24 protein-coding genes and 3 pseudogenes are annotated in these 26,091 nt (G+C 51.8%); 15 read left to right on the top strand and 12 right to left on the bottom strand.

The annotated features are described in order from the left end of the window. Positions 1-211: 211 nt before the first annotated feature. Positions 212-310: pseudogene (locus IVG45_RS23020) on the top strand (IS982 family transposase); the annotation flags it as partial. A gap of 7 nt (positions 311-317) precedes the next feature. Here IVG45_RS23020 and IVG45_RS13975 read toward each other — a convergent pair. Then, positions 318-1,733: a hypothetical protein gene (locus IVG45_RS13975; RefSeq protein WP_196434419.1), complete on the bottom strand. Its 1,416-nt coding sequence runs from the start codon at positions 1,731-1,733 to the stop codon at positions 318-320. After that, entirely contained in the window at positions 1,730-3,124 is a 1,395-nt protein-coding gene (locus tag IVG45_RS13970; protein WP_196434418.1) for a bifunctional glycosyltransferase family 2/GtrA family protein, read from the bottom strand. Before IVG45_RS13970 ends, IVG45_RS13975 begins: the two co-directional genes overlap by 4 nt. Before the next feature lie 357 nt (positions 3,125-3,481). On the opposite strand from IVG45_RS13970, the gene gap reads away from it, so the two are divergent. From gap to IVG45_RS13955, 3 genes are all read left to right on the top strand, one after another. Further along, positions 3,482-4,495, top strand: a complete 1,014-nt coding sequence (gene gap, locus IVG45_RS13965) for a type I glyceraldehyde-3-phosphate dehydrogenase (RefSeq protein WP_196434417.1) — start codon at positions 3,482-3,484, stop codon at positions 4,493-4,495. A gap of 9 nt (positions 4,496-4,504) precedes the next feature. Continuing rightward, positions 4,505-5,941 carry a pyruvate kinase gene (pyk, locus tag IVG45_RS13960; protein WP_196434416.1) on the top strand — a complete coding sequence of 479 codons (1,437 nt, stop codon included), beginning with the start codon at positions 4,505-4,507 and terminating at the stop codon, positions 5,939-5,941. A gap of 284 nt (positions 5,942-6,225) precedes the next feature. Next, a complete protein-coding gene (locus IVG45_RS13955) occupies positions 6,226-7,668 on the top strand; it encodes a flavin monoamine oxidase family protein (RefSeq protein WP_196434415.1) in 1,443 nt (480 codons plus the stop codon). A 290-nt stretch (positions 7,669-7,958) separates the two neighbouring features. Here IVG45_RS13955 and IVG45_RS13950 read toward each other — a convergent pair whose 3' ends face one another. Beyond that, positions 7,959-8,465: a hypothetical protein gene (locus IVG45_RS13950; RefSeq protein WP_196434414.1), complete on the bottom strand. Its 507-nt coding sequence runs from the start codon at positions 8,463-8,465 to the stop codon at positions 7,959-7,961. 424 nt (positions 8,466-8,889) lie between these two features. Between IVG45_RS13950 and IVG45_RS13945 the strand changes: the two are divergent. Continuing rightward, a pseudogene (locus IVG45_RS13945) lies at positions 8,890-9,141 on the top strand (ISNCY family transposase); the annotation flags it as partial. A gap of 236 nt (positions 9,142-9,377) precedes the next feature. On the opposite strand, the gene IVG45_RS13940 reads toward IVG45_RS13945, so the two are convergent. The 8 genes and pseudogenes from IVG45_RS13940 to uvrD form a co-directional block, all read right to left on the bottom strand. Continuing rightward, positions 9,378-9,797: a type II toxin-antitoxin system VapC family toxin gene (locus tag IVG45_RS13940; protein WP_196434413.1), complete on the bottom strand. Its 420-nt coding sequence runs from the start codon at positions 9,795-9,797 to the stop codon at positions 9,378-9,380. Then, a complete protein-coding gene (locus IVG45_RS13935) occupies positions 9,784-10,020 on the bottom strand; it encodes a FitA-like ribbon-helix-helix domain-containing protein (RefSeq protein ID WP_196434412.1) in 237 nt (78 codons plus the stop codon). Before IVG45_RS13935 ends, IVG45_RS13940 begins: the two co-directional genes overlap by 14 nt. 271 nt (positions 10,021-10,291) lie before the next feature. Further along, a complete protein-coding gene (locus IVG45_RS13930) occupies positions 10,292-11,518 on the bottom strand; it encodes an IS256 family transposase (protein WP_196434411.1) in 1,227 nt (408 codons plus the stop codon). A gap of 43 nt (positions 11,519-11,561) precedes the next feature. Further along, positions 11,562-11,843, bottom strand: coding sequence for a hypothetical protein (locus IVG45_RS13925; protein ID WP_196434410.1), 282 nt, complete (start codon positions 11,841-11,843; stop codon positions 11,562-11,564). 234 nt (positions 11,844-12,077) lie between these two features. Then, positions 12,078-12,204, bottom strand: a pseudogene (locus IVG45_RS23015) (hypothetical protein); the annotation flags it as partial. Between the two features lie 364 nt (positions 12,205-12,568). After that, positions 12,569-13,477, bottom strand: coding sequence for a hypothetical protein (locus IVG45_RS13915; RefSeq protein WP_196434408.1), 909 nt, complete (start codon positions 13,475-13,477; stop codon positions 12,569-12,571). A gap of 121 nt (positions 13,478-13,598) precedes the next feature. After that, complete coding sequence (locus IVG45_RS13910; protein ID WP_196434407.1) at positions 13,599-14,309, bottom strand: hypothetical protein; 711 nt, start codon at positions 14,307-14,309, stop codon at positions 13,599-13,601. A gap of 412 nt (positions 14,310-14,721) precedes the next feature. Next, positions 14,722-16,893, bottom strand: coding sequence for a DNA helicase II (gene uvrD / locus IVG45_RS13905; protein WP_196434406.1), 2,172 nt, complete (start codon positions 16,891-16,893; stop codon positions 14,722-14,724). A gap of 101 nt (positions 16,894-16,994) precedes the next feature. Here uvrD and IVG45_RS13900 point away from each other — a divergent pair, with 101 nt between their 5' ends. Beyond that, complete coding sequence (locus tag IVG45_RS13900) at positions 16,995-17,267, top strand: YgaP family membrane protein (protein ID WP_196434405.1); 273 nt, start codon at positions 16,995-16,997, stop codon at positions 17,265-17,267. A 45-nt stretch (positions 17,268-17,312) separates the two neighbouring features. Here IVG45_RS13900 and IVG45_RS13895 read toward each other — a convergent pair whose 3' ends face one another. Next, positions 17,313-17,765, bottom strand: a complete 453-nt coding sequence (locus tag IVG45_RS13895) for an FxsA family protein (protein WP_196434404.1) — start codon at positions 17,763-17,765, stop codon at positions 17,313-17,315. Between the two features lie 146 nt (positions 17,766-17,911). Here IVG45_RS13895 and cutA point away from each other — a divergent pair, with 146 nt between their 5' ends. The 9 genes from cutA to IVG45_RS13850 all read left to right on the top strand — a co-directional run bounded on the left by cutA (position 17,912) and on the right by IVG45_RS13850 (position 26,086). Beyond that, a complete protein-coding gene (gene cutA / locus IVG45_RS13890; RefSeq protein ID WP_196434403.1) occupies positions 17,912-18,229 on the top strand; it encodes a divalent-cation tolerance protein CutA in 318 nt (105 codons plus the stop codon). Beyond that, positions 18,211-20,430: a protein-disulfide reductase DsbD gene (locus IVG45_RS13885; protein WP_196434402.1), complete on the top strand. Its 2,220-nt coding sequence runs from the start codon at positions 18,211-18,213 to the stop codon at positions 20,428-20,430. Before cutA ends, IVG45_RS13885 begins: the two co-directional genes overlap by 19 nt. After that, positions 20,427-20,954 carry a TlpA family protein disulfide reductase gene (locus IVG45_RS13880; RefSeq protein WP_196434401.1) on the top strand — a complete coding sequence of 176 codons (528 nt, stop codon included), beginning with the start codon at positions 20,427-20,429 and terminating at the stop codon, positions 20,952-20,954. Before IVG45_RS13885 ends, IVG45_RS13880 begins: the two co-directional genes overlap by 4 nt. Before the next feature lie 99 nt (positions 20,955-21,053). Beyond that, a complete protein-coding gene (gene aroQ, locus IVG45_RS13875) occupies positions 21,054-21,515 on the top strand; it encodes a type II 3-dehydroquinate dehydratase (RefSeq protein WP_196434400.1) in 462 nt (153 codons plus the stop codon). Continuing rightward, positions 21,505-21,939 carry an acetyl-CoA carboxylase biotin carboxyl carrier protein gene (gene accB, locus IVG45_RS13870; protein WP_196434399.1) on the top strand — a complete coding sequence of 145 codons (435 nt, stop codon included), beginning with the start codon at positions 21,505-21,507 and terminating at the stop codon, positions 21,937-21,939. Before aroQ ends, accB begins: the two co-directional genes overlap by 11 nt. 17 nt (positions 21,940-21,956) lie before the next feature. Further along, the gene (gene accC / locus IVG45_RS13865; protein ID WP_196434398.1) at positions 21,957-23,300 is read left to right on the top strand and encodes an acetyl-CoA carboxylase biotin carboxylase subunit; all 1,344 of its coding nucleotides are present in this window, start codon (positions 21,957-21,959) and stop codon (positions 23,298-23,300) included. Positions 23,301-23,361: 61 nt separating this feature from the next. Next, positions 23,362-24,246, top strand: coding sequence for a 50S ribosomal protein L11 methyltransferase (prmA, locus tag IVG45_RS13860; protein WP_196434397.1), 885 nt, complete (start codon positions 23,362-23,364; stop codon positions 24,244-24,246). A 2-nt stretch (positions 24,247-24,248) separates the two neighbouring features. Beyond that, positions 24,249-24,893 carry a zinc-ribbon and DUF3426 domain-containing protein gene (locus IVG45_RS13855; RefSeq protein ID WP_196438039.1) on the top strand — a complete coding sequence of 215 codons (645 nt, stop codon included), beginning with the start codon at positions 24,249-24,251 and terminating at the stop codon, positions 24,891-24,893. Further along, positions 24,890-26,086 carry a class I SAM-dependent rRNA methyltransferase gene (locus tag IVG45_RS13850; protein WP_196434396.1) on the top strand — a complete coding sequence of 399 codons (1,197 nt, stop codon included), beginning with the start codon at positions 24,890-24,892 and terminating at the stop codon, positions 26,084-26,086. Before IVG45_RS13855 ends, IVG45_RS13850 begins: the two co-directional genes overlap by 4 nt. Positions 26,087-26,091: the final 5 nt, after the last annotated feature.

Below are 26,091 nucleotides of genomic sequence, written 5' to 3'. Positions count from 1 at the left end.
GCTCGAAATTGCAAATTGTATCTTAGTCACTTATTGAGCGACAGCTAAATTACCCCGAATAGGCCTGACACCGGTATTTTGGCTTGGGTTGGTTAAATGCGATTAAGAGCTAAATAGAGCCAGTCCGAAACTCCCAGCACACTATTTGTTGAGAAAAACACCACTCTAATCCTCAATGGTGAAAGGTGGCAAAGCCTACTAACGCCCGGATGCCGACAAGGTTCCGCAAACCCGGAATCAGATGCTTCAAGTGTTCGGTAAATTGGCCGCCGCAATGTTTTTTTGGAATTTTTTACGCATTAGCCCTTGATTTGCGTTTAAGAGTGATGGCTTTTCATCCAAGGGCGTGCCAACATCAATACGCTGAGCAACGTGCAAAAAACCATATAGTGCGAATAGCGATAATCGGGTGAGGGCGCCGCCAGTATCAAGCTGGATTCATGCAGGATTGCGCTTGAAATTAGGCAAATGATTTCGATCTTGGCGGCCACCGGACGAAAAACTACCGCAAAAAAAATGCAAATTGCGCTAAAAAAATAAGGCCAGGGCTGAAAAAACCAGTAATCGATCAGCCTGGAAATGCCTGTCTCGATTTGTTCTTGCAATTTAGTTGCTTGCGGATGCTTGCCGTAAAATGGCTCTAAATCGATGGGAAATTCTTTTGCCATCATGACCGGGCTCCAGTTGACTTCCGCTACCAAGCCCAAGACATATTTTGAAACCGCCAGACGGTGACGCAGCCATAAAACAGGTTCCGCAAGGATGGATTGGAACCAGAGTGTATGCAACGCTTGCCGTTGCTGGTCGGATAAGCTTTCAAACCCATGTATTTGCGACTCCATCGAATGTGTCGGCAGCTCCAGGGTTGGCGGCTTGGTTCTGAAAATTTCCCGCCAGTACATCGGGGTATAGGCTTTGAGCAAGGGCTCGACGGAACCCCTCGAGTTGAGGGCGCTCGCCAGTTGAGCGAATAATACCTGTTGCTGATTTTTGTCATCAAGCCGCTTGATAATGCCGGCGATGTCGAACGCGGCGTTGGCAACCCAGGGATGGGTATGCCGATCGGCCAACCGGTCATTAATCACTCCGGTGGCGGCAAACATGGCAATGGCAATCGCCGCGCCGGAAACGGCGGTCCTTATCATTCCCAACAGGCCGGTTTTTGGGTATAAACGATGGATGGCAAGGCCTAGTATCGGCATTGTGGCAAAAAATGCATTATGTCTCAGCAGGATGGCAAGCCATGACATTAGCAGCGTTAGCGAGAATAACAGCAAAGTAAAGCGCGCACTTTGGTTGATGTGACTTTTTATATGCCCCGCAAGGCCGAAAGCGGTCAACAAAGCCCCCCACATCAGTACGTCTTTCAGGATGGCGCCGCTGATGCCGAACACCGGCGGTAAAAATAACAGAACGCAAAGCATTGGCGCCGCCACTTTAGCGCCGTAAGGCTTAAAAAAGGCATGAAAGACCAGATATGTGCCGAACCACACTAATCCGAGTTGCGGCAACAGCATGCCCGCCGGCCCGGGGACGATACTATCGGTAAAGCGCCAGAAGATAGCCATCAAAGGCGGATGCCAATCGGAAAACACCCCTTCCCGTGCTTCGAGGATTTGATTAACCGCGTCATAACACATGAAGCCTGGATACAGGATGCCGACATGGATCAAGAATCCAACGATAAAAACCGATTCGATTGGTGGCGTGGCTGTTTTGGGAACAAATGTCATCGGATTTGACGAATTTTTTTAAACACGATTAAGCGCGAAGCCGAAAAATTCAAAACCATTCCGGCCAAGGAGCCGACGGCAACCGCCAAAGCCGGGTGCCGGTAAGCCATCGGGATGCTGAAAATCATCCACAGGTAAGCGCCGTTATTGGCTGCCCAGCCCAACATGTTGGCCAGCACGTAACGCAGCCATTCTTGATGGATGCCGTGCTGGCTTGCGCCGAATGTAAAGGTCCGGTTGAGCCACCAGGTTACGCTGACAGCCGCCGGGAAAGCCAACATTTGCGCTCGGATCGGCCCCATGTTCAGCACTAGCGACTCGACTAAACCGGCATTGACGATATAGCCGACGATCCCGACCAGTCCAAAACGCCACATCTGTCCGAGTAGATCGTTATTTCTGGTATGAAGAGAATCCTTGTCGGCCGGCCTGATGGCGGATGACTCGGCGCATTCGCTTGGCACATAGAGCGGTGGCGGATATTGCAAATAAGTCAGCATACGCAATTCCTTGCGGCCGCGCGTCACGGTATCCAGTATGGTGCCGGTAAACACGCTCAATGACGCTAATAGCATGATGCCCATGGAGAGGAAGGCGGTCGGGAATCTGGGCACCAGGCCCGTGTCCAGATAAGTCACAATCACCGGCCAGATCAAAAGCAAAGCCGTTATAGCTAGCAGGCCGGCCAATGTCCCGAAAAATACCATGGGCCGCTCATGTCTAACCAGTCTGATAATCAGCATCAAAATCCGCCAGCCGTCGTGGTAAGTACGCAACTTGCTTTCCGAGCCTTCCGCGCGGCCTCGATATGAACCCTCGATATGCGTTGCCGGCATCGACAGTTCCAGGGTATGCACGGTCAACTCGGTTTCAATATCAAACCCGGTCGATAGCGCCGGAAAGGATTTTACGAATCGCCTCGAAAATACCTTGTAACCGGAGAGCATGTCGAGTATCCGGTTGCCGAAAATTCGCCTTACCACGCCGGTCAGCAGCCGGTTGCCGAAGCGGTGTCCGTCCCGATAAGCGGCATCGCCGGATTCGCGGCGAATACAGTTAACCAAGTCATAGGGTCCGCTCATCGCCAGCTTGATCATATCCGGCGCCAAACCGGCGTCATAGGTATCGTCGCCGTCGACCATCAGATATAAATCGGCATCGATATCGCGAAACATGCGGCGGACAACATGCCCCTTGCCTTGCTGGGTTTCGCGCCGTACCTGTGCACCGGCCGACAACGCTTCCCGAACCGTATGATCGCTGGAATTGTTGTCGAACACATAAATACCGGCCTCGGGCAAAGCCTGCTTAAAATCGCTTACCACTTTCGCTATGGATACTTCTTCGTTATGGCAGGGAATGAGGACGGCAATTTTTATGTTTTCGAACATGCTCTGTGATGGATAAATAGCCGAGAAATTAGCCGAATTATAAATGAAGGCTGGCTTGAGGCGGAATGTTCCGCACTGAAAACTCCTGGCTGGGATGTTGTCGCGTTAGCAAAGTAGATTACCAGTCGCCGCAACGGCGCTGGAACGAATAGCCTGGTTGTAACGTTTTGACTGACGGCTTTGAATCGGAATGGGCAGGGTTGGGAAAGAAGCTCTGGCTCAATCGGTAGTTTGAGATTTTAATTTTAGCAATCTGGACGCTTTCCGGCTCACTTTGCTACAATCAGGACTATTTTTGGCGCTGCCGGTGTCAATTTATTCACCCAAGTCTTTCACACTCATCCCGGAGAACACTCTATGGCAATTAAAGTTGCAATTAACGGTTATGGTCGTATCGGTCGCAATGTCATGCGCGCTTTGTACGAATCAGGCAGAACCAATGAAATTCAAGTCGTTGCTATCAACGATCTGGGCGATTCCAAAACCAACGCACATTTGACCAAATACGACACTGTACACGGCAAATTCCCGTTTGATGTGTCGGTTGACGGTGATTACATCGTAATTAACGGCGACAAAATTCGCGTTTTCGCCGAAAGAGATCCGGCAAAACTGCCTTGGGCCGAGCTGGGTATCGATGTGGTTCACGAATGCACCGGTTTTTTCACCAGCAAAGCCAAGGCTTCCGCGCACATTAGCGCCGGCGCTAAAAAAGTCATCATCTCCGCTCCCGGCGGTGCCGATGTCGATGCGACCGTGGTTTACGGCGTCAACCATACCAGCTTGAAAGCCTCCGATACCGTTATTTCCAACGCGTCTTGCACCACCAACTGCCTGGCGCCACTGGTTAAACCGTTGATGGACACCATCGGCGTCGACCACGGTTTGATGACCACCATCCACTCGTACACCAACGACCAAGTGTTGACCGACGTCTATCACAGCGACTTGCACCGCGCGCGTTCCGCGACTCAATCGATGATTCCGACCAAAACCGGTGCGGCCGCGGCTGTGGGTTTAGTGTTGCCGGAAATGAAAGGCAAACTGGACGGTTTCGCGATGCGCGTGCCAACCATCAACGTCTCCGTGGTGGATTTGTGCTTCCAAGCCTCGCGTAACACCACCAAGGAAGAAATCGACGGCATCTTGCGCGAAGCGGCCGCCGGTTCCCTGAAAGGTATTCTGGCCATCAACGACGAGCCATTGGTTTCTTCCGATTTCAACCACAACCCGCATTCGTCAATCTACGAAGCATCCTTGACCAAAGTCACCGGCGGCAACTTCGTGAAAGTTCTGTCCTGGTACGACAACGAATGGGGTTTCTCAAACCGTATGCTTGACACTACTGTTGCGTTGTTTAACGCTAAATAAAGGATTTACATGCTGTTACGAAGAACAAAAATCCTGGCTACGCTGGGACCTGCCACGGATAAACCCGGCGTACTGGAGGAGTTGTTCCATGCCGGTATTGACGTTGTCAGGTTGAATTTTTCACACGGTTCGGCGCAGGATCACATCGATCGCGCCAACCGCGTGCGCGCTCTTAGCAAGCAAACCGGCCGCCGAGTCGGTATCCTGGCTGATTTGCAAGGCCCGAAAATCCGGATCGAACGCTTCAAGGAAAACAAAGTCTGGCTGGAAGAAGGCCAGGATTTTTCCCTGGATATCAATCTGGGTAAATTGGATGGTGATAACACTCAAGTCGGTATCAGCTATAAACCGCTAGCGTGTGAAGTAAAACCCGGGACTCGTTTATTGCTTGACGATGGCCGGGTAGTTCTGGACGTAGTCAATGTCGAGAACAACACGCGTGTGAATACCAAGGTGGTTGTCGGCGGCGATTTATCCAATAACAAGGGCATTAACTTGTTGGGCGGTGGTTTGTCGGCGGCGGCATTGACCGACAAAGACAAGGAAGACATCAAAACCATCGCGGTGATTCAGGCCGATTACGTGGCGATTTCCTTTCCGCGTACCGCGGCCGACATGAACGAAGCACGGAGCTTGTTGGAAGCGCAAGGTTGTTATGCCGGCTTGGTCGCCAAGGTTGAACGCGCGGAAGCGATGGAAGTGATCGACGAGATCATCCTGGCCTCCGATGCAATCATGGTGGCGCGCGGCGACTTGGGCGTGGAAATCGGCGATGCCAATTTACCGGCCGCGCAAAAGTTGTTGATCAACCGTTCGCGCGAGTTGAACCGTGCCGTGATTACCGCGACCCAGATGATGGAATCGATGATAGAAAATCCGATTCCGACTCGGGCCGAAGTATTCGACGTGGCCAACGCGATTGTCGATGGTACCGATGCGATCATGCTGTCCGCCGAAACCGCATCCGGCAAGCATCCGGTCAAAACCGTGCAAGCCATGGTGCGGATCTGCCTTGAAACCGAAAAGCAACCGAGCGTGATCAAATCCATGCACCGGATGACCGACAATTTCGAGCGAGTCGACGAAGCCATCGCGATGTCGGCCATGTATATGGCAAACCACACTCACCTCAACGGCATCGTCTCGTTGACCGAGTCTGGCTCGACACCGTTATGGATGTCGCGGATTAACTCGAATATCCCCATTTTTGCGTTCAGCAGCCATGAGCGGACGTTGGGTCGGGTAACCTTGTATAAAGGTGTTTTCCCGATTCATTTCACTCACGAGCAGATGAATACGGCTCAAGCCAGCCAATTCGTCATCGATAAATTGTTGTTGCGCGGGGTCGTGAAAAACGGTGATTCGCTGATCCTGACCAAGGGCGACTTGACCGGCCGTAGCGGCGGAACCAACTCGCTGAAAGTCATCAATGTGGCTAAAGATTAATCTCTCGGCCTCATCGATCTGAAAGGGAGGTGTCGTGCGAGCGGCACCTCCTTTTTTGTGTCCGGGATTTAACAAACGGACGATGGCCCGGAAATTGGTTGTTGCATCCATTTGTCGTGTCGCTATCGGGATTGTTTATTTAAAGTCGGTTTTCGCACCAACGGGCGAGATACTTCCTGATGCGTTGCCAAAAAGAAGTATCCAAACAAAAGGCGACCCGAAGAAAAAATGTGGTCTGTATCCCTAGTTGTCTATTTCTCTTCCGTTTTGTCGAGGTGAACCCAATGAACCGGAAATTATCCCGCCGGCTGATATTAAGTTTGTTGATGTGTTGTTTTAGTCTTCGCTCCGCCTGGGTGTGGGCGCAACAGGAGGTTACCGATGTATTGATTGTCGGTGCCGGACTTTCCGGCTTGAGTGCCGCCTATCATCTGAAAAAAGCCGGAAAATCCAGTGTCATTCTGGAAATGAGTCCGCACATTGGCGGGAGGATACGTACCGCCGCTTATGCGAATAATGCGCATGCCGAAGTGGGCCTGGAGGAATTTTGGGAAAACAATCCCGCGATCGAGATTTTGCGGGAACTCAACATCCCGTTGGAAACCTCATACACCAGTTTTTCCAGTTTTTACTATCAAGGCAAACTTCACCCATTTAGCCATGACAGCAATCTGGAGTTTTTAGAGTCGTTCATAGATTCCGATGAAATGCGGGCTTACAAAGCTTGGGACAGCAAAATGGCTGCGCTGTACCGTCAACTCGGCCAGCAACCGCTGCCAGCGGAAATAATGGCCTTGAAAGACATATCCTTTGCGGATTGGATCAAAAACACCAGCGCTTTGTCGCCGAAAACCCAGGAATTTGTGCGAATCGAAACCGAACCGGAATACGCGGCTTCCTGGCATAAAATCAGCGCGCTGGACGGTATAGCCGAATGGCATCTGTTCTCTGGCGAAGGACTCGCTCCCCGCCATGTGGTGGGCGGCAATCAACGCGCCACGGAAGCCATCGCCGATTTCGTCGGCAGGGATAACATTAGGCTCAATCAACTGGTTACACACATCAAGTCCGATCACAGCAGTGTCGAAGTCACGGTGACCGATCAGGCCAGTTTTCAGCAACAGGTATTCCGTGCCCGTTATGTCATCGCCGCGATTCCCTTGTTCAGGCTGAACGACATTCAATTCACCCCGCCCTTAACGCCGGATAGGCGTCAAGCGATACAAAGCCAATCGGCTGGCGCTTACTTTACCGCCCATGTCTTGGTGGATGGCAAAGCCGACAAGTTTTGGAAACAAGATGATGAGAGCATTTTGCCGATTTTGACCGATGGCCCGTTGGGCGTGATTTACGAAGGCCACTCCGAAGTCGGTCACGACGCGATCTTGAATTTGTTGGTGTCCGGCGCCGAAGCCGAGCGCTTCAATGCCAGAATCGCCAGTTCGGACGACATTAGGGAAAGTCTGCTGGAAGCGTTTGAAAGATTGTGGCCGGGCTTCGGACCTCTGGTCAAACAGATGACTTTTTACCGCTATCATCCGCGCGCCATCGCTTCCTGGCCGGTCGGCCGCTCGCGTTTCGATCAACTATCCGAAGCCTTTCGGCAGCCTCAAGGCAGAGTCTATTTTGCTGGCGACTTTACCGAAGACACGCATTCCAATGGCGCTGCGAATTCCGCCATGCGTGTAGTAAAGGGGATTATGCAGGGCTCGGAAAATACGGAATAACTGGGGGGCAGAGTCTGAGGTATCCCTGATATTTACTCTGCCCCCAATGCGATAAGGTGCGCCGTCAAAGATTAGTTGTGCCGAGCCATGCGAGGCGCAACGGTCGCGAACGATGCGCCTAACGACAGCATCCTATAGCGCACCTTATCGCGTTTTACGTCACCCAGCAGTCCGGCTGAAAATGCTATAGCTGTCCATGAAATCTAGCAATTTAGCTATTCGAGTCTTATGAAAGACTCTCCGACTGAGTTAGTAAATCCAGTCGGAGGACTTTGTTCTTGCATTCGCGCTTAGGAAATGAGTTGGCAGACATCAATAAGTTGCCCTTGACCCATGAGAGGTTGTACGAGGTTATTACCGGATGCGTCAAATACGAAACTAAAGGTTCCAATAGATAGCACCAAGCCCGCCACAGGGTCACCCATTAAATTTCGTCCCGTTGCCACAGTCACTTTGTCGCCATTATTGTTGGTCGATTGATGGGTGGCACCTGTTATGCTAAGACTGACTGTTTTCGTAGGATTGGACGAGTTTGTTATAACGGCCTGCATATTCGGGTTATTCGTAATAAATCGATTACCTGGCAATGTAGTTGTCTTTGTATTACCAATGACTTCTATATGAATGTCGAATGGACAATTAATAAATGAATTGGCAGGTAAATCAACTACAAATGACCCGTCTACCGGCTTCCCCTTATTGTCGGGAGGGGATGCTAGTAAATTAAATGAGGCGCAAAATAGCGCGAAGACACCAATTATTGCGCCTGAAATATTTGCATGAAAATTTTTTGTCATGATACGTACCCCTTATAGAGCATTATTGACAGCTAACTATCCTTACAATAACGCCAGCCTTGGCGCTCCATCGTGTTTCCAATTTTGTTGAAGTAAACAAGATTTTTTCTGGCCCTAACATACTTTGTCAACAGGGTGTTCATGCTAACAAATAATGCGCCGTAAATGCCAACAGTATTGAAAATCTACCTGCAAGGATGAATGACAGTTTATATGTGCGAATAATTCGAAATCTTTAACCAACTGCCAGGGCAATCGCGCTATATAGTGCCTGAACGGAAATCAATTAAAGCCATAACTATCAATATATTATAATTATTTCGCAGCACGAAGATGTGTTGTTCTGAGACCGGTTTTGCCCTATTTTGGGCGAAAATCAGCCTGCAACGGCCTAAAAACCAAAATCTTCGTTACCCGAAATTGTATGCGTACCGTCATTCAGCCACAACTCAAATTCGGTGAAACCGATATTGCCGCCATCGTCCTCGATCCCAAATCGCGCGATGACATTCCCCAATTACTGCGTGGACTGCAACATCTCTACACCGAGCCCGGCTTGCGTGAGCGGGTATTTACCATTCTGGAAGAGATGATACCTGACCGTGCGAACGGGCAAGGCAAAGCCAACCGCCAAACCGGGCGGCCCGGCATGGAGCAATGGAAGATACTGGTGTTGTCCGGTTTTTGTTGACCATTACAAGTTGATCGATCGTATTTTGGAGCTCTGGGCTTTGGATTACTGGATACCGCAGGAGAGTCTTGGGACCGAGCAGCTTTTTAGGAATTGGGAGAGTGAACCTCTTAGCAATCCTGCCTAGTAAATATCCCATCTGATTAAACTCGATACTTTTAAGATGTCAAGACAGACCTGATTGGCAGGCACCGAACTGGCGACGCCATGTTGCAACAGAATTATTCAGAGAATGGATTTAGTAGAGCAATGCCTGTGTTTTGGAAATCATCTGTGTTGCGAGTTACGACAGTCAAATCATAAATCAATGCAGTTGCCGCAATCAGTTTGTCGATGGGATGCTGTGGATTAGGAACGCGCATTTTTCCCCAGATTAAAGCTATCTCGCAGTCAATACCGAGAATGTTCTCTTGATATTGTTCAAGAATCGAATTTAGCCACGTTTCTAAAAGCTTGCTTTGCGAGATGTCACCGCGATGAAAAATCAAATCGACACCTCTGCGTAGCTCCCCAATCGTGACCACAGAAATATAAAGTTTTTGATTGTTTTGGGTTGCGGCATCAAAAAAACGGCGAACCCCTAGATTAGCTTTGTCGCCTTTTCTGATCTCACTGATGACGTTAGTATCAATCAAATACATTGGTTGCCATAGTATTGTCATTCACGCGTTGAAAATCGCTATCTATACCGACAGAAGGTATATTAGCTAATGCCTCCGCAAAGGTTTTACGTTGGGGACTTAACAAAAACTCCGCTAAAATCGCGCGGTGCTCCGCCTCGGTAGAACGGTGATGTGCAACTGCTCTCGCTTTAAGCGCGTTGATGATGGATTCATCAAGGTTTCTGACAACTAGACTAGGCATGGTAATCTCCGAAGATTAGTTGCTATCAATGCTATCATCTATGTCTGATAGCAACAACTCAACATTGAATTTACAGGATTGAATGGCAACGAATGCCGATACCAATCGGTAAATCTATCAAGATGAATTGCGTGAATTTTGCGTATTTTAGTTGTGATTCGTTATGCTTTGTTATGCAAAGTCACGCAAAGCCAATCATTTAAGTTATTGATATATGGCGAGTTAATTGGCGTTTTGGAAGGTGTCCTGAATTTTGTGTAAACGGGTTTAATTAACGGTTTGGCATCCGGTCGTCGAACTGAATGCTAAACCGATTTAAAGCCGCTTTCCAGTCATGCAATGGCATGGTCCATTTTTTACTGATATTCATCAGTGCCAGATAAAACAGTTTCGATAATGCCTCGTCATTGGGGAAAGAGCCACGATTTTTGGTGATTTTCCTCAGGCTCATATTGACCGACTCAATGGCATTGGTGGTGTAGATGATTCGGCGTATTTCCGGCGGATAGTCGAAAAACGGGATGACCCGACTCCAGTTACGCCGCCATATCTGGGCAATCGAAGGATAATCGCCATTCCATTGTGCCTCGAACTCAGCCAATTGCTGCTCGGCTTCTGCAACGGTAGCCGATTGATAAATCCGCTTGAGGTCATCGGCAATCCGTTTGCGCATTTTCCAATTGACATAGTTCAGGCTGTTACGCACCAGATGGACGATGCAAAGCTGAACGGCGGTTTGCGGATAAACGGTTTCGATGGCTTCGGGAAACCCTTTCAGCCCATCGACACAGGCGATAAAAATGTCCTGCACGCCGCGATTTTTCAGTTCGGTGACCACCTGTAACCAGAACTTAGCCCCTTCGGTTTGGGCGATCCATAACCCCAGAACTTTCTTCTCGCCATTCAGATTGATACCAATCGCCAGATAGACGGCTTTGACCCGCACAGCGCCGGTATCGCGCACTTTGACGTGTATGCAGTCGAGATAGACAATGGGATAAACCGGTTCCAGCGGGCGCGATTGCCAGGTTTTAACTTCATCGGCTACCGCATCGGTGACCGAGGAAATCAACGAAGGCGAAACCTCGGTGCCATACAGCTCTTCCAGATGACTCTGAATTTCTCGGACCGTCATTCCACGCGCATACAGCGAAATGATCTTGTCGTCGAAGCCAGTCCAGCGCGTTTGATGTTTGGCGACGATTTGCGGCTCGAAGCTGCCATGACGGTCACGCGGAATCTCAATCGGTAATTCGCTGAAGTCGCCTTTCAGGTTTTTTCGGCTTTTGCCATTACGGGCATTGCCACTCGGATTGGTGATGGGGTCATGCTTGGCGTGGCCCAGATGTTCGGTCAGTTCGGCTTCCAACGCACGTTCCACCAGCGCCTTGGTTAATTGCTTCAACAGACCATTTTCACCAATCAGGTCTTCGGGTTTTTGATAACCCGATAGCAAGGTATCGAGCAATTCGGTTGGGATGGATTTTAATACGGTCATTTTTGCTCCTTTAAGGATCGGCAGTTTCCCGCCTAATGGCCGTTTACACAAAAATTCTTACACCCTCGTTACCGGTGTAGACGTCCAACAGGATGTATGCCAGAAAGGCACTGGCGCCCAACACCAGGGCGGACTTTAATGGCGTAAGTAAAACCAGAAAGCGTTCTTGCCAGAACAAGCGTTCGGTCTCGGCATCGAAAGACGGGATAGCAAATAGCGTCCGCAAATTTAGTTTGAATAAACCACGGCCTAGGTAATTTGTGGTCGGTGCGAGGAAAAACGATTTAGTAGTGATACTGTCGAGCAAGGTTTTTGGTATGCGCATGCCGCTGATCCTTGTGGCTATGGTGGAGGCCGCGACAATTGGGTTGCGTGATCCGTAACGATAGCCGGAAATTATTATTTTTATAGCGTTGTTCGCATTTTCGTCGTAATTGCCCGCACAAGCAATATTTGTTCGAGACTGCAAAACCTGGCGGCATCTAACAGCCAGATTGCAGGCTAGTCGGTTACGTTACTGCGTTTACAGTTACATGACGGTGATGATTAAAGCCCCCAATCAAACCGTCTCCAACTTGGCATACGCCAACATCAACCACATTGCGAAAGTTGATCTGTACTCTTTCCTGCTCGCCGCCGCCTTCGGTTTGCAGTACCACGCCCTCGCCAAATTTTTCATGTTTGATGCTTTAGCCAAGCCTATATTGCCGGTTTTTCCACTGAAGTTGCCGATATAACACAGGCGGCGTTCTTCTTGCAGGCGGTCGATGTCGTCGGTAGCTTGTTTTGGGTGTACGACCCAATAAGTCATATTGACAGGTAACCAAGCTTCAGCTTGGTTACCTGATCTTGGAAGCCCCAGATTCCTGAACAAATCAATGAAAGTTGGAGCTTTCAAGGCGTTGTTCCCAAACTGGAGTTTGGGAACCCGCCAAGGGCAGGCTTTTCTGGAAAAGGCAGTGCTTTGCAGCCAGTGTAATATCAAGGCGATCCGCCAATTTGTGTCGTCACATGTTGCCGGAACACCTGCGAGTTCCACTTTGCGTGGGTTCAGTCTTTCCGGGCGATTCTCCTTCTGCCGCCTCCAGCCCAGCCGACCGCGCCAAGTGCGGTGCCAAACAGCCAGACGGTAGCCGGAACCGGTACTGCCGCAACATTCAGTTCGTAGCTCGCCTTCGTACCATTCCAGCTACCTCCGGCGCGACCACCAAGCGCCACCGTGTAGACCTGTCCTGCCAACGCCGTGAATTCCAGAACGGTTCCGCCGTGCGGTCCCAGGCCTGAACTATCGATAAAGTCAAGGAAGATCAGTCCGGGAATACCCACCGCATTATTGCCGTTGACTTTCGAAAGATTTCCAGTCGTGGTTCTACCAGCAACGTAACCGGCATTCCAGTTTCCGTGATGACTCCAGCTACCAAAGTTGCTGGTATCCATGCCTTGATACAACGTAATGCCGAACAGGGAAGGAAACGCTCCGTCAACCACGCTTGCGCTGATACGGACTGTCTGCGTCACATCGGACTTGATGATGCCGAAGTCGGTCTGGTGACGCCAGCCGGTGTCGGCAAGGGGATTCGGCGGATTTAACGATGAACCGGAATTATCCTGCCACGCGCCTTGGGCGGTATCGATTTCAGCGGCAAAACCATAGCGCTGCTGCGAGTCAGCCGTCGAAATTACACCGGAATCGCCAGCGCTGGTCAGCTGGATTGCCCAGCTTAAGGCGTGACCACCGTGGAACCCTAATGGCTGGTCGGTCGCATTCGGAATGCCGACCCAAGGCTGAAGCTGCCCGCTGTTTGTGCTGCCATTGGCATGCGTCCATCCGTCGGTTGCGTTCTGGTCTGTAGTGGTGTACGTGTTATACATCGTGATGGCCGCTTCGGCGGTGGATGCGCCTAGCGCCAGAACGCTGCCGGCAAGTGCTAAACGTACGGCTTTAGTCAAAATTTTCATGCTGCTATGCCTTCGTTGATGGGATTGGGAAAACCTGTTTGAGAGGGTGTCGCACGGGACTGCAGAGCGGTCGTGACTGCAATCATCCCCGCTTACGACGGGATGCAATTCACCTAATACCTCAGGACGCGGCCAGCTCTTTGCGTTTTTTGCTGCTGCGGTAGCCAGACAGGCTTAGTCCGGACAAGCCGAACAGCATCATCGGCATCGTTGCGGGAAGTGGAACAGTTGTGATAATTAATTGAGAGATTTGATTTTGGCTCCGGCCAAACAAGAGTTGGTCAGGCGCGGTAGTGGTGAAATCGGTTGGTGAAGATAAGCGTCCGCCCAGGGCAAAGGTTAAACTGCCGTCACCTAAAGCCGCGAGCGCGGCAGCTGACAAGTCAATGGTCTGTGTTGTGCTCGCGTCTGCAACGGTGTATTCGCGACTGCCGTAGAAGGTTCCGGTGCCCAAGCCGGCAAAACTCAATGGCCCAAGATCGGCTTGTTCGATGTCGAGTGATGTCACTTGGTAAGTCGTTGTCGTTGACTGGTTAAGCGTTACACCGCGAGTAGGAATGGATAGAATCGCGGATGCAATCGGACCGTCCAGCTTCGGAATGACGAAATAGAAGAAATCGCGGTATTCGCCCGGAGCACTTAGGCAGTTACTAGCATTACAGAGGCCAACCAGGTAGTTGGTATTAGGGCGAATCCCGGTAAAGTTGCCTCCATCGCTTACGTATCCGGATGCCTGGTTGTCTATCGTATAAACAGCTGCCTCAGCTGTTGTGTTAGCGAGCGCAAGCACTCCAAAGGCCCCAATCGCCAGCGATATGTTCTTCAGTTTCATTAGCAAAGTTCCCTGTTAATTTAAAATTTAGGTAAGCGCGATGGAAAGAAATTGGCAAGCAATGCGATCTTTCCATCCATTGCAAAAGCAATTTTAAGACCATATTCCGGCGCTTAAAAAATCAACCACATAGATTTGACCATATACTTTATTGAGGCATTTGGCTTACTAAACAGGTTATATCCCGCTATGGAAGTACGGGAATACGGGGATAGGAATAACTGGGGCCAGGGTAAATTCAGTTTGGTTAAATTACATTCACTTTGTCTTTCCGTCAGTCGATCAGGCTACCCGCCTTTTGCTGCTGCTCGCTGACCAGTCAAACGTTCAACTTCCCCGTTAAACCGGTCATTACCAAGCACCGGGATACCTCAGGGTCAGGCCACATTTTGGACTCGTAGCTATTACCAGGCTATACCGTCTCCAACTTGGCATAAGCTAACATCAGCCATTTAATCCCGGCATTGCGGAAGTTGATTTGTACTCTTTCCTGATCGCCGTCGCCTTCGGTTTGCAGTACCACGCCCTCGCCAAATTTCTCATGTCTGACGTTCTGGCCGAGCCGGTATTTGCCGGTTTTTCCGCTGAAACCACCGACATTGCCGCTGCTGGCGCTGGTAATCGGTCGGTTGACATTGGCGCGCATCCTGATTTCCTGCATCGATTCCGGCGGAAGCTCGCGCAAAAACCGCGACGGGCTGGGGTAGCTATCCTTGCCGTACAGGCGACGGGATTCGGCGTGGGTTAGATACAGTTGTTCCATGGCGCGGGTGATGCCGACATAACACAGGCGGCGTTCTTCCTGCAGGCGGCCGATGTCGTCGGTGGCTTGTTGCGACGGGAACAGGCCTTCTTCCAGTCCCACCATGAACACCAGTTTGAACTCCAGGCCCTTGGCCGAGTGCAGGGTCATCAATTGCACGCAATCTTCATCGACGTTGCCTTGCATCTCGCCGGCTTCCAGCGCGGCGTGGGTCAGGAACATGTCCAGTTCGCTCAGGTTTTCGTCGTTTTGGCTGTCATAGTCGAACAGGCGGGCGGCATTGACCAACTCCTCCAGGTTTTCCACCCTGGTTTCGCCCTTGTCCTGTTTTTCTTTCTTATACAGTTCGATCAGGCCGCTTTTCTCGACCACCAGTTTGACGGTTTCGTACAGCGCCAAGCCGCCGGTTTCGGCGCCGAGCTGTAAAATCAAGTTGATGAAACCTTTCAAGGCATTCGCGGCGCGGGCGGACAAACGGTTTTCGTTCAGCATGTGCTCGGCCGCATGCCACAGGGACAGGTTTTGTTCGCGGGCCAGCACCCGCATGTCGTCGACGGTTTTGGCGCCGATGCCGCGAGTCGGCGTATTGACCACCCGTTCGAACGAGGCATCGTCATCGTGATGGCTGGCCAGGCGCAGATAAGCCAGGGCGTTTTTGATTTCCATGCGTTCGAAAAAACGCAAACCGCCATAGACTCGGTACGGGGTGCCTGTGGTCATCAGGCGTTCCTCGAATTGGCGCGATTGGGCATTGGAGCGATATAAAATTGCCGCGTCGCTGCGTAAACCGCCGTCCTTGACCCATTGGCGGATTTTTTCCACCACGAAGTAGGCTTCGTCCTGTTCGTTGAAGGCCGAGTACAACGAGATATGATGGCCTTCGCCGGCGTCGGTCCACAGTTCCTTGCCCATCCGGCTGTCGTTGTTGGCGATCAAGGTGTTGGCGGCTTTCAGGATGTGGCCGGTGGAGCGGTAGTTTTGCTCCAGGCGCACGACTTGATGGCCGGGATAGTGCTTCTGGAAATTGAAGATATTTTCGATTTTGGCGCCGCGCCAGCCGTAAATCGACTGATCGTCGTCGCCGACCACGAACAGATTGTTATTGCCTTCGGTCAACAGGCGCAGCCAGGCATACTGGATGGTGTTGGTGTCCTGGAATTCGTCGACATGCACCTGTTGGAAGCGTTGCCGGTAAAAGCTCAGCAAATCTTCGTTATCGCGCAGCAATTCATGCGCGCGCAGCAGCAGTTCGGCGAAATCCACCAGGCCGGAGCGGTCGCAGAGTTCTTCGTAAGCCTTGTAAACCTGCAGCATTTGCCGCTGATAAAAGTCGCCGTTGTCGGCCATGTGGCGGGCGCGGATGCCTTCTTCCTTTTGGGCGTTGATGAACCATTGCACCTGTTTCGGCGGCCATTTGCTGTCGTCGATATTCATGGCTTTCAGCAGGCGCTTGACGATGCGCAGCTGATCATCGCTGTCCATCACCTGAAAATTATCCGGTAATTTGGCTTGTTTGGCGTGTTGGCGCAGCAAACGATGGGCCAGACCATGAAAAGTGCCTATCCACATCGTGCGGGCCGAGATTTGCAGCAAGTCTTCAACCCGTGCCCGCATTTCATTGGCGGCTTTGTTGGTAAAAGTTACCGCCAGAATATGCTGGGGGGAAATGTGGTTGATTTTGATATGCCAGGCGATGCGGTGCACCAATACCCGGGTCTTGCCGCTACCGGCGCCGGCCAATACCAGCATGGCCTGCATCGGTGCGGAAACCGCCAGGCGCTGAGCATCGTTTAATGAAGCGATAATTGTGGAGGGTTCCATTTTTTGTTTGCAGATTTCAATGAGCTGTGTATATTTGCTTGCTCTTCAAGGGAAAGCCTTACCGTCGGGATAATAAAAATATTACACAGAGAGGGTTGGAAATGAGTTTTGATTATAAACGCTTGATTAAATTTGAACACAACGTTGGCGCGAAAGATAAGAAAGTCCGGTTGGTATCCGGCATAGTCTTATTGGTTGCGTCATTATTTACCGCAAGTATTCTGATGTTGCTGGTCGGTTTGGTGCTGGTGGCTACCAGTTACTTCGGCTGGTGCCCCGCCTATTCGGGCTTCGGTAAAACTACTCTGGAAGCGGATGCCGTGGCGGCTTCGGATGCGCCTTCAGCGGCGGATACCGATACCGACAGCCAGTAATCATGGGCCATCCGAATCCACGCTGATGCGCGGATTCGGATGGTTTTACACGTTTGTATCATCTTTTCGATATTCGCCTTCAATGATGTTGGGGTCTTGGGATTTGGTTTGCCGAAACACGCCGCCGGCTTCGCTGACCAGAAGATGGTTTTCGATGATGTATTGGGCAATCTTGCGGCGTAAGGCCGGAATCAGGCAGGCGAAGCCCAGTATGTCGGTGAAAAAGCCCGGTGTCAGCAGCAATGCCCCACCCACCAGCAAAATCGGTCCTTCTATCATTTCATAAGCAGGGATGTTGCCTTGGGCCAGGTTGGCCTGAAAGCGTTGCCAGGTGGCGAAACCCTGACGGCGTAGCAGCCAAGCGCCCAAAGCCGCCGTGAAAACGACTAAAAAAATGGTCGGAAATGCTCCGATCAGCCCGCCTACCTGCAGCAGCACGTAAATTTCCACAAACGGTACGGCCAGGAAGAAGAGAAACAATAGTTGAATGGCTTTCATGGATGACTCGGAAAATTTTTATAGGATAAATATCGGTGCAGTTTAACCGATTTAAGCGCCGAAAAATGTCCGAAAGCCTCTTTATTGACATTCGCGGTCGAGATTAGCCGAAACATCTTTAAACCAAAATGCAGGATAATAGCGTCATGTATCATTTGATTTATTGCACCTGTCCCAACCTGGAAACCGCCGAAGCCATTGCCAAACAATTGGTCGGCGAGAATCTGGCCGCCTGCGTCAATATTTTGCCGGGCGTGGATTCGGTTTATCAATGGCGGGGCCAAATCGAAACCGCACGGGAACATTTGTTGCTGATCAAAAGTCCGCAAAGCCGTTATGACGCCATCGAAGCGGCGATTAAAGCCGCGCACCCTTATCAACTCCCTGAAATTATTGCCGTCGCGATAGAGCGCGGCTCGGCCGAATATTTGAAATGGATCGACTCATGCCTGTCTACCGACTGATTTTATTTTGTTTGTTAACGATTTTTTTGCGTCCGGCCGAGGCCTTAACCAGCGAGGATATATTACGGCCCGAACAGGCTTTTCAAATGGCGGTAGTCGGAAAGTCGCGGCAACTGGTCGAGCTTGAATGGCGGATCGAGCCTGGCTATCACCTGTATCGCGATAAAATCAAGATCGAATCTCAGACCGACGGGGTTAAAGCGGGCGATTTTCAACTGCCGGATGGTTTGCAGGAACATGATGCGGTATTCGGCGACGTCAGTGTTTATCGTGACTCTGTCAAAATCAGCTTGCCGTTAATCAACCCAAACAATCTGGCTCAAGCCAAACTGCTGATTAAATACCAAGGCTGTGCCGACATCGGTGTTTGCTATCCGCCGCAAAAAGTTGTGGTGGAGGTCAATCTGCCGGAAGCTCCGGCTGTCGAGCCGCCCCAATCAATCAATCAATTTTTCGGAGGTCTGAAAAAATTGACGACCGGCTTGCTCGAAGACGAATTATTGCCGCCCGAACAGGCTTTTCAATTTTTCGCCACGTTAAAGGACGATCATACCGTGCATGTCAGTTGGCTGATCGCGGAAGGTTATTATTTATATAAGGATAAACTCGGTCTGAAGCTGGATGAATCCAGCCAGACCCGTTTGGCTAAACTGCCGTTGCCGGTTGGCGAGACTCATCTTGACGAAGAGTTTGGGCAAGTTGAAGTCTACCGCAATGAATTGAGTTTTGATCTGCCGTTGTCGCGGCAATCGACGGCGGCGGAAACGCTGGAGTTGAGCGCCAAGTTTCAGGGCTGCGCCGATCGCGGGGTCTGTTATCCGCCGATGACTAGCAAGGTGGTTTTGGAATTAGCCGAAACTCAAGTTATCGCGCCGCTTGCCGAGTCCGAACCGGTTGCAACGGCATCGGAGCAGGACCGAATCGTCGATGCGTTGAAGCAGGACAGTCTGGCTTTGACTTTGCTGAGTTTCTTCGGTTTCGGCTTGCTGTTGGCGCATACGCCTTGCGTGTTTCCGATGATACCGATACTGTCCGGCATCATCGTCGGCCATGGCCACCAGATCAGTACTCGCAAAGCCTTTCTATTGTCGGCCAGTTTCGTGTTCGCTTCGGCCTTGATGTACACAGTTTTCGGCATATTGGCCGCGCTGTTTGGCGCTAATCTGCAAGCCACTTTACAGGAACCGTGGGTGGTTGCCACCTTCGCCGGCCTGTTCGTGTTGTTGTCGCTGTCGATGTTCGGTTTCTTCGAGTTGCAGTTGCCGTCGGCCTTGCAATCGAAATTGCATCATTCCAGCGATAAACATCGGGACGGTTCTTATTGGGGAGCCGGCATCATGGGCGCTTTGTCGTCATTGATCGTCGGGCCTTGCGTGGCGGCGCCACTGGCGGCGGCCCTGATTTACATCGGCCAGACCGGCGATGTGGTGTTGGGCGGGTCGGCCTTGTTCGTGATGGGCTTGGGCATGGGAGTGCCGTTATTAGTCGTCGGTGCTTCCGCCGGCAAGTTGTTGCCCAAGGCCGGTGGTTGGATGAATGCGACCAAGGCCGTGTTCGGCGTGATCATGCTGGCGGTGGCGGTCTGGATGTTGTCGCGTATCTTGCCGCCCGCGATCACCATGCTGTTGTCGGCGATGTTGCTGATCATTCCGGCGATTTACCTGAATGCCATCGAACCCTTGCCGCATCCCGCAAGCGGCTGGAACAAGTTATGGAAAGGCGTCGGCTTGATGATGCTGGTGTTTGGCGTGATGCAGTTGATCGGGCTGAGCGCTGGCAACACCAATCCGTTGCAACCGCTGGCGGGCTTGGCCGCGGCGGGCGAGGCACCGACTCAGTCCGGCATCCGCTTTCAACGGGTACGGACGATGGCCGAGCTGGAGCAAAAACTGCAACAGGCCAGAGCCAGCCATCAGTGGGTGATGTTGGATTTTTACGCCGATTGGTGCGTGTCCTGCAAGGAAATGGAGGTTTACACCTTCACTGATTCTCGGGTTAAGCAGCAGTTAAATGGCTTTGTGCTGATACAGGCCGATGTGACCGAAAACAATGACGACGACAAAGCCTTGCTGCGGCGGTTCAATCTGGTTGGCCCGCCCGGCATCATCTTTTTCGACCCCGCTGGGCAAGAACGCGCTAACAAGCGCGTGATCGGCTATCAAGATGCCGCCACCTTCGTCAACTTGCTCAAGCAATTATGAAAACCAAATTGATCATCGTATTGGCGGCAATTGTGGCGATGTCGGCCGGGGTGTGGCTGCAACTGAAAGCTCGAACCGCCGGTCCGGTTGAGCAAACCAACGCGCAACTGGAGTTCAGTTTTCCCGATGTCGATGGCCGGATGCAAAATGTCCGGCAATGGCGCGGCAAGATTTTGTTGATTAATTTCTGGGCGACCTGGTGCGGGCCATGTTTGAAGGAAATTCCGGAATTCATTCAATGGCAACGGGAATATCAGGCTAGCAATTTGCAATTTGTCGGGATTGCGATAGATGATCAGGCAGCGGTCGCCGATTATCTGCGAGGCATCAATATCAATTATCCGATCCTGATAGCCGGCGATGCCGGCGGCATGCTGGCAAGACAACTGGGGAACATCATCAATGCGGTACCGTTTACCGTGCTGGTCAATCAGCGGGGGCAGATCGTTTATCGTCAGCCCGGTGAGTTGAGCCGCGACCAGTTTCTAAAAGTTGTGCGGCCGCTGTTGGGGACAACAGGCTAAATACTCGCCAAATTGCTTTAAATGGCGGTTTATCTGGACAAAAACCTACAAATTAGGCAGAATTCGCACCTTCAAAAATCTTGACTGTTTTGCATCCCGATGGCGACTATTACCGTTCTGAACGGCCCCAATTTGAATCTTTTAGGCGTGCGGGAGCCGGGTTTATACGGCAATAAAACCTTGCGGGATATTCAAAACAGTCTCGAGCAACTGGCGCTCAAACTCGGCCACCGGTTGGAATTTTTTCAAAGCAATGCCGAGCACGCGATAATCGAACAAATTCATCAGGCTTATAGCCAAGGCGTGGATTTTATTATTATCAATCCGGCGGCGTTTACCCATACCAGCGTGGCGATACGCGACGCCTTGCTGGCGACCAAAATTGCATTCATTGAAGTACATTTGTCCAATGTGCATGCCCGCGAAGCTTTCAGGCGACACTCCTATTTTTCGGATATAGCCGTCGGCGTTATCTGTGGTCTGGGGGCTAGCGGTTACGAACTGGCTTTACAAGCCGCTCATCAGATTTTACAAGAGAGAACTCAGAACAATGGATATTAGAAAAATAAAAAAACTCATCGATCTTATCGAGGAATCCGATATTGCTGAGATAGAAATCAAAGAGGGGGAAGAGTCGGTCAGAATCAGCCGTTATTCTTCGTCGGCGCCCGTGCAACATGCGGCCCCTGCCGTCATGGCTCCCGCCGCAGCGCCCGTGCCCGCCGCGGCTCCCGCCGAAGAAAAAATCAGCGGCCATGTCGTCAAATCGCCGATGGTAGGCACGTTTTATCGTTCGGCATCGCCCGGTTCCGCCGCATTCGTGGAAGTCGGCCAATCGGTATCGGCCGGTCAAACCTTGTGCATTATCGAAGCGATGAAAATTCTTAACCAAATAGAAGCCGACAAAAGCGGCAAAATCAAACAAATTCTGGTTGAAAATGCCCATCCGGTTGAATACGGTCAGCCTTTGTTCATTATCGAATAATCGACAAGGGGACTATCATGTTCGAAAAAATTGTCATAGCCAATCGGGGCGAGATTGCGCTACGCGTGTTGCGCGCCTGCCGCGAATTGGGCATTAAAACCGTTGCGGTGTTTTCCGAAGCGGACCGGGATTTAAAACACGTGCGCCTGGCCGATGAGGCCGTTTGCATTGGGCCGGCCGCGTCGGCGCACAGCTATTTGAATATTCCAGCCATCATCAGCGCGGCGGAAGTGACCGACGCCCAGGCGATACATCCCGGCTACGGGTTTTTGTCCGAAAACGCCGATTTTTCCGAGAAAGTCAGCCAAAGCGGTTTCGTGTTCATCGGTCCCCGCCCGGAAACCATCCGGATGATGGGCGACAAGATTGCCGCGAAAAAGGCCATGATAGCAGCCGGTATTCCCTGTGTTCCCGGTAACGGCGATCCGTTGGGCGATGATGACCATGCCAATCTGAAGCTGGCGCGGGAAATCGGTTACCCGGTTATTATCAAGGCGGCCGGCGGCGGCGGCGGACGCGGCATGCGCACCGTGCATACCGAGGCGGCCTTGATCAGTTCGATCAGTTTGACCAAGGGCGAAGCCAGCGCCGCATTCGGCAACGCCACCGTCTACATGGAAAAGTTCCTGGAAGATCCGCGCCATATCGAGTTTCAGGTGTTGGCCGATTCGCACGGTAATGCTATTCATTTGGGCGAACGCGACTGTTCGATGCAGCGCCGGCACCAGAAAGTGGTGGAAGAAGCACCTGCTCCGGGCATCACCGAAGAACAGCGCAAGCAAATGGGCGAACGTTGCGCGCTGGCCTGCAAGGAAATCGGTTATCTGGGCGCCGGTACCTTCGAGTTTTTGTACGAAAAAGGCCAGTTCTTTTTCATCGAAATGAATACCCGGGTGCAGGTCGAACATCCCGTCACCGAAATGATTACCGGCTTTGATATCGTCAAGGAACAATTGCGCATAGCCGCCGGTTTGCCGCTGTCGATCACCCAGGAACAGGTCAGATTTACCGGTCATGCGGTCGAATGCCGCCTTAACGCCGAGGATCCGAAAACCTTCATGCCCAGCCCCGGTTTGATCGAGCAGTTTCACATGCCGGGCGGTCCGGGTATCCGTTGCGAAACACATATCTATAACGGTTATAAGGTGCCGCCCTATTACGATTCGATGATAGGCAAGTTGATCGCGCACGGCGACGACAGGGATAGCGCTATCGCCAGGATGAAAACCGCGCTCAGCGAAATGGTGATCGACGGCATTAAAACCAACATTCCGCTGCAACAAAGCATCATGGCCGATTCGGCGTTTGCCCAAGGTGGTCAGAACATTCATTACCTGGAAAAGAAACTGGGTATCCACTAAAACGTAGGGGGAATCCGCGTCAGGCAGACCGAGGATTCCCCTTTCATTTCAAAGTCTAACTATGGCATGGCATCAGCTTTCGGTGGTAACTGACGAGCATACCGCTCCGGAGTTGTCGGATTTTTTTAGCGAACTGGGGGCGGTTTCCGTGACTTATAGCGACGCGGAAGATGAACCGGTTTACGAGCCGGCCATTGATCAAACCCAGATTTGGAGCAACACCAGAGTAACCGCGTTATTCGAGCTGGATGCCGATCCCGATGTGGTGCAAACCCTGGTGGTTAACCAGTTTATCGGCAGCCCGTTACGGCTATGGTTGACCGAAGTGATCCAGGATCAGGCTTGGGAACGGGCCTGGATGGAGCATTTTCATCCGATGCAATTTGCCGGCAAGTTGTGGGTCTGCCCCAGCGGACAGGAAGTCGACGAGCCGGATCAGGTCTGCATGACGCTGGATCCCGGTCTGGCGTTCGGCACCGGCACCCATCCCACCACGGCCCTGTGCCTGGAATGGCTGGCCGGCCATGATTTACACAATAAGGTGATGATCGATTATGGCTGCGGCTCCGGGATTTTGGCGGTGGCGGCCTTGTTGCTCGGCGCTGATCATGCTCATGGCGTCGATATCGATCCGCAGGCCTTGACCGCCACCCAATACAACGCCGAAAAAAACCGGGTGCTGGATCGCATCAGCTATTACTTGCCGGAACAGTTTTCCTTGGCCGGCGCCGATATTGTGGTTGCCAACATTCTGGCCAAACCGCTGATCGAACTGGCCTCAACCATTTCGGCCCTGGTCAAGCCGGGCGGATACTTGATTTTATCCGGCATCTTGAACGAACAAGCCCAATCGGTGGCCGATGCCTACCGGGCATGGGGTCTGCAAGTGGCCGAGCCCGTGAGTCAGGAAGACTGGTGCCGGCTGGATGCCTGGAAGCCGGCATAATCATGTTTAGCCGCTGCCCACACTGCGATGCGCAACAGGCCGTGACTACCCGGCAGTTGCGTGACAGTCGCGGATTGTTGAGCTGCACCGGCTGTGGTCAAACTTTTGATGCCTTGCCGTCGTTGTCGGAACAGGCCGACGAGGCGCCGGTTCGGCACGACAGCATCGAGTTGCCATCGCAAAAATCCTATACAACCGAATCCGGTTGGCGTTGGCGCTTGGCGAGCTTGGCGGCGCTGCTGGTTTTGCTGGGGCAGGTGGTGTATTTCGAAGGCGAGCGACTGAACCGGCAGCCTCGAATTCACGCGGCTTTAACAAAAGTCTGTCAGACTTTGGGCTGCCGGGCGCCGGCCTATGAAAATCCGGATGCATGGTCGCTATCGCATACCGATTTGCAGCCGCACCTGGATCGGCGTTATCTATTGACGGCTGCCTTGACCAATCAGGCCGAATTTGCCCAGGCTTTTCCGCAATTAAAACTGGCACTGACGGATTTCAACGGCCGGCCCTTGGCACAACGGGTGTTTACGCCGTGCCAGTATGCGGCGGATGCGGAGTTGGGGCCGAACCAAACCGCCCAAATCCATTTGCCGATTATCCTGTCCGCGGAAGTCGGCGGTTTTTCCCTTACCTTGCTGAATCTATGAATTATCCCGAGCTGTTCCTGAAAAAACACGAAGACAAACGCCTGCGCCAAGGGCATTTGTGGGTGTTCAGCAATGAAATCGACATTAAGCGCAGCCCGTTGGAACAATTCGCCGCCGGCGATCTGGTAATCGTCAACGACAGCGGCGGCAAGGCCTTGGGCGTGGCTTATATCAATCCCTACGCGCTGATTTGTGCCCGCCTGCTGACCCGCAAACCCAACAGCAGCATAGGCGAAAAGTTTTTCAAAACCCGTTTGACTCAAGCTTTGATCCTGCGTCAACGTCTGTTCGATAAGCCTTATTACCGGCTGGTGTTTGGTGAAAGCGATGGATTGCCGGGCTTGGTGATCGACCGCTACGATTCGGTGTTGTCGGTGCAAATCACCACCGCCGGCATGGAAAAGCACAAGCAATTGCTGGTCAATGTTCTGACTGATTTATTGCAACCCAGTGCGATACTGTTAAAAAACGACAACAGCCAGCGCCAACTGGAAAAACTTTCGTTGGAGCCGGAATTGGCTTATGGCGAGATGCCGGAACGATTGCTGATCGAAGAAAACAATACTCGCTTCTTGATCAATGTGGCCGAAGGCCAGAAAACCGGCTGGTTTTATGACCATCGTTGCAGCCGAGCCCAATTTGCCGGTTGGTCGCGCGGATTGAAAGTGCTGGATTTATTCAGTTATGCCGGTGCCTGGGGTATTACTGCGGCAGTGGCCGGCGCGGCGGAAGTCACCTGTGTGGACAGCTCGGAAAGCGCCTTGGGATTGGCGGCCGAAAGCGCGGCGTTGAATGGCGTGCGGGAGAAAATGCAGTTCGTGCGTAGCGATGTATTCGAATATCTGAAACAGGCTAGGGAACAAAACCTGCATTTCGATGCCATCGTGTTGGATCCGCCGGCCTTGATCAAACGCAAGAAAGACTATAAAGCCGGTTTCGAAGCCTATCGCCGCCTGAACCACCTGGCGCTGCAAGTGTTATCGGCTGAAGGCATGCTGGTGTCGGCCTCCTGTTCGCATCATTTGAGCCGCGATGATTTACACGAAATTTTGCGTTCTTCGGCTCGGCATATCGACCGGCATCTGGTGTTTTTCGCCGGCGGCGGCCAAGGCCCGGATCATCCGGTGTTGCCGGCCATGCCGGAAACGGAATATTTGAAAACCTTTTTTTGCGCGGTATCCGGCAGGATCTAGCCAGC

This window comes from Methylomonas sp. LL1 (assembly GCF_015711015.1).
Lineage (GTDB): Bacteria > Pseudomonadota > Gammaproteobacteria > Methylococcales > Methylomonadaceae > Methylomonas.
The sequence above is the reverse complement of the archived record's forward strand: the minus strand, read 5'-3'. Positions and strand labels throughout refer to the sequence as shown.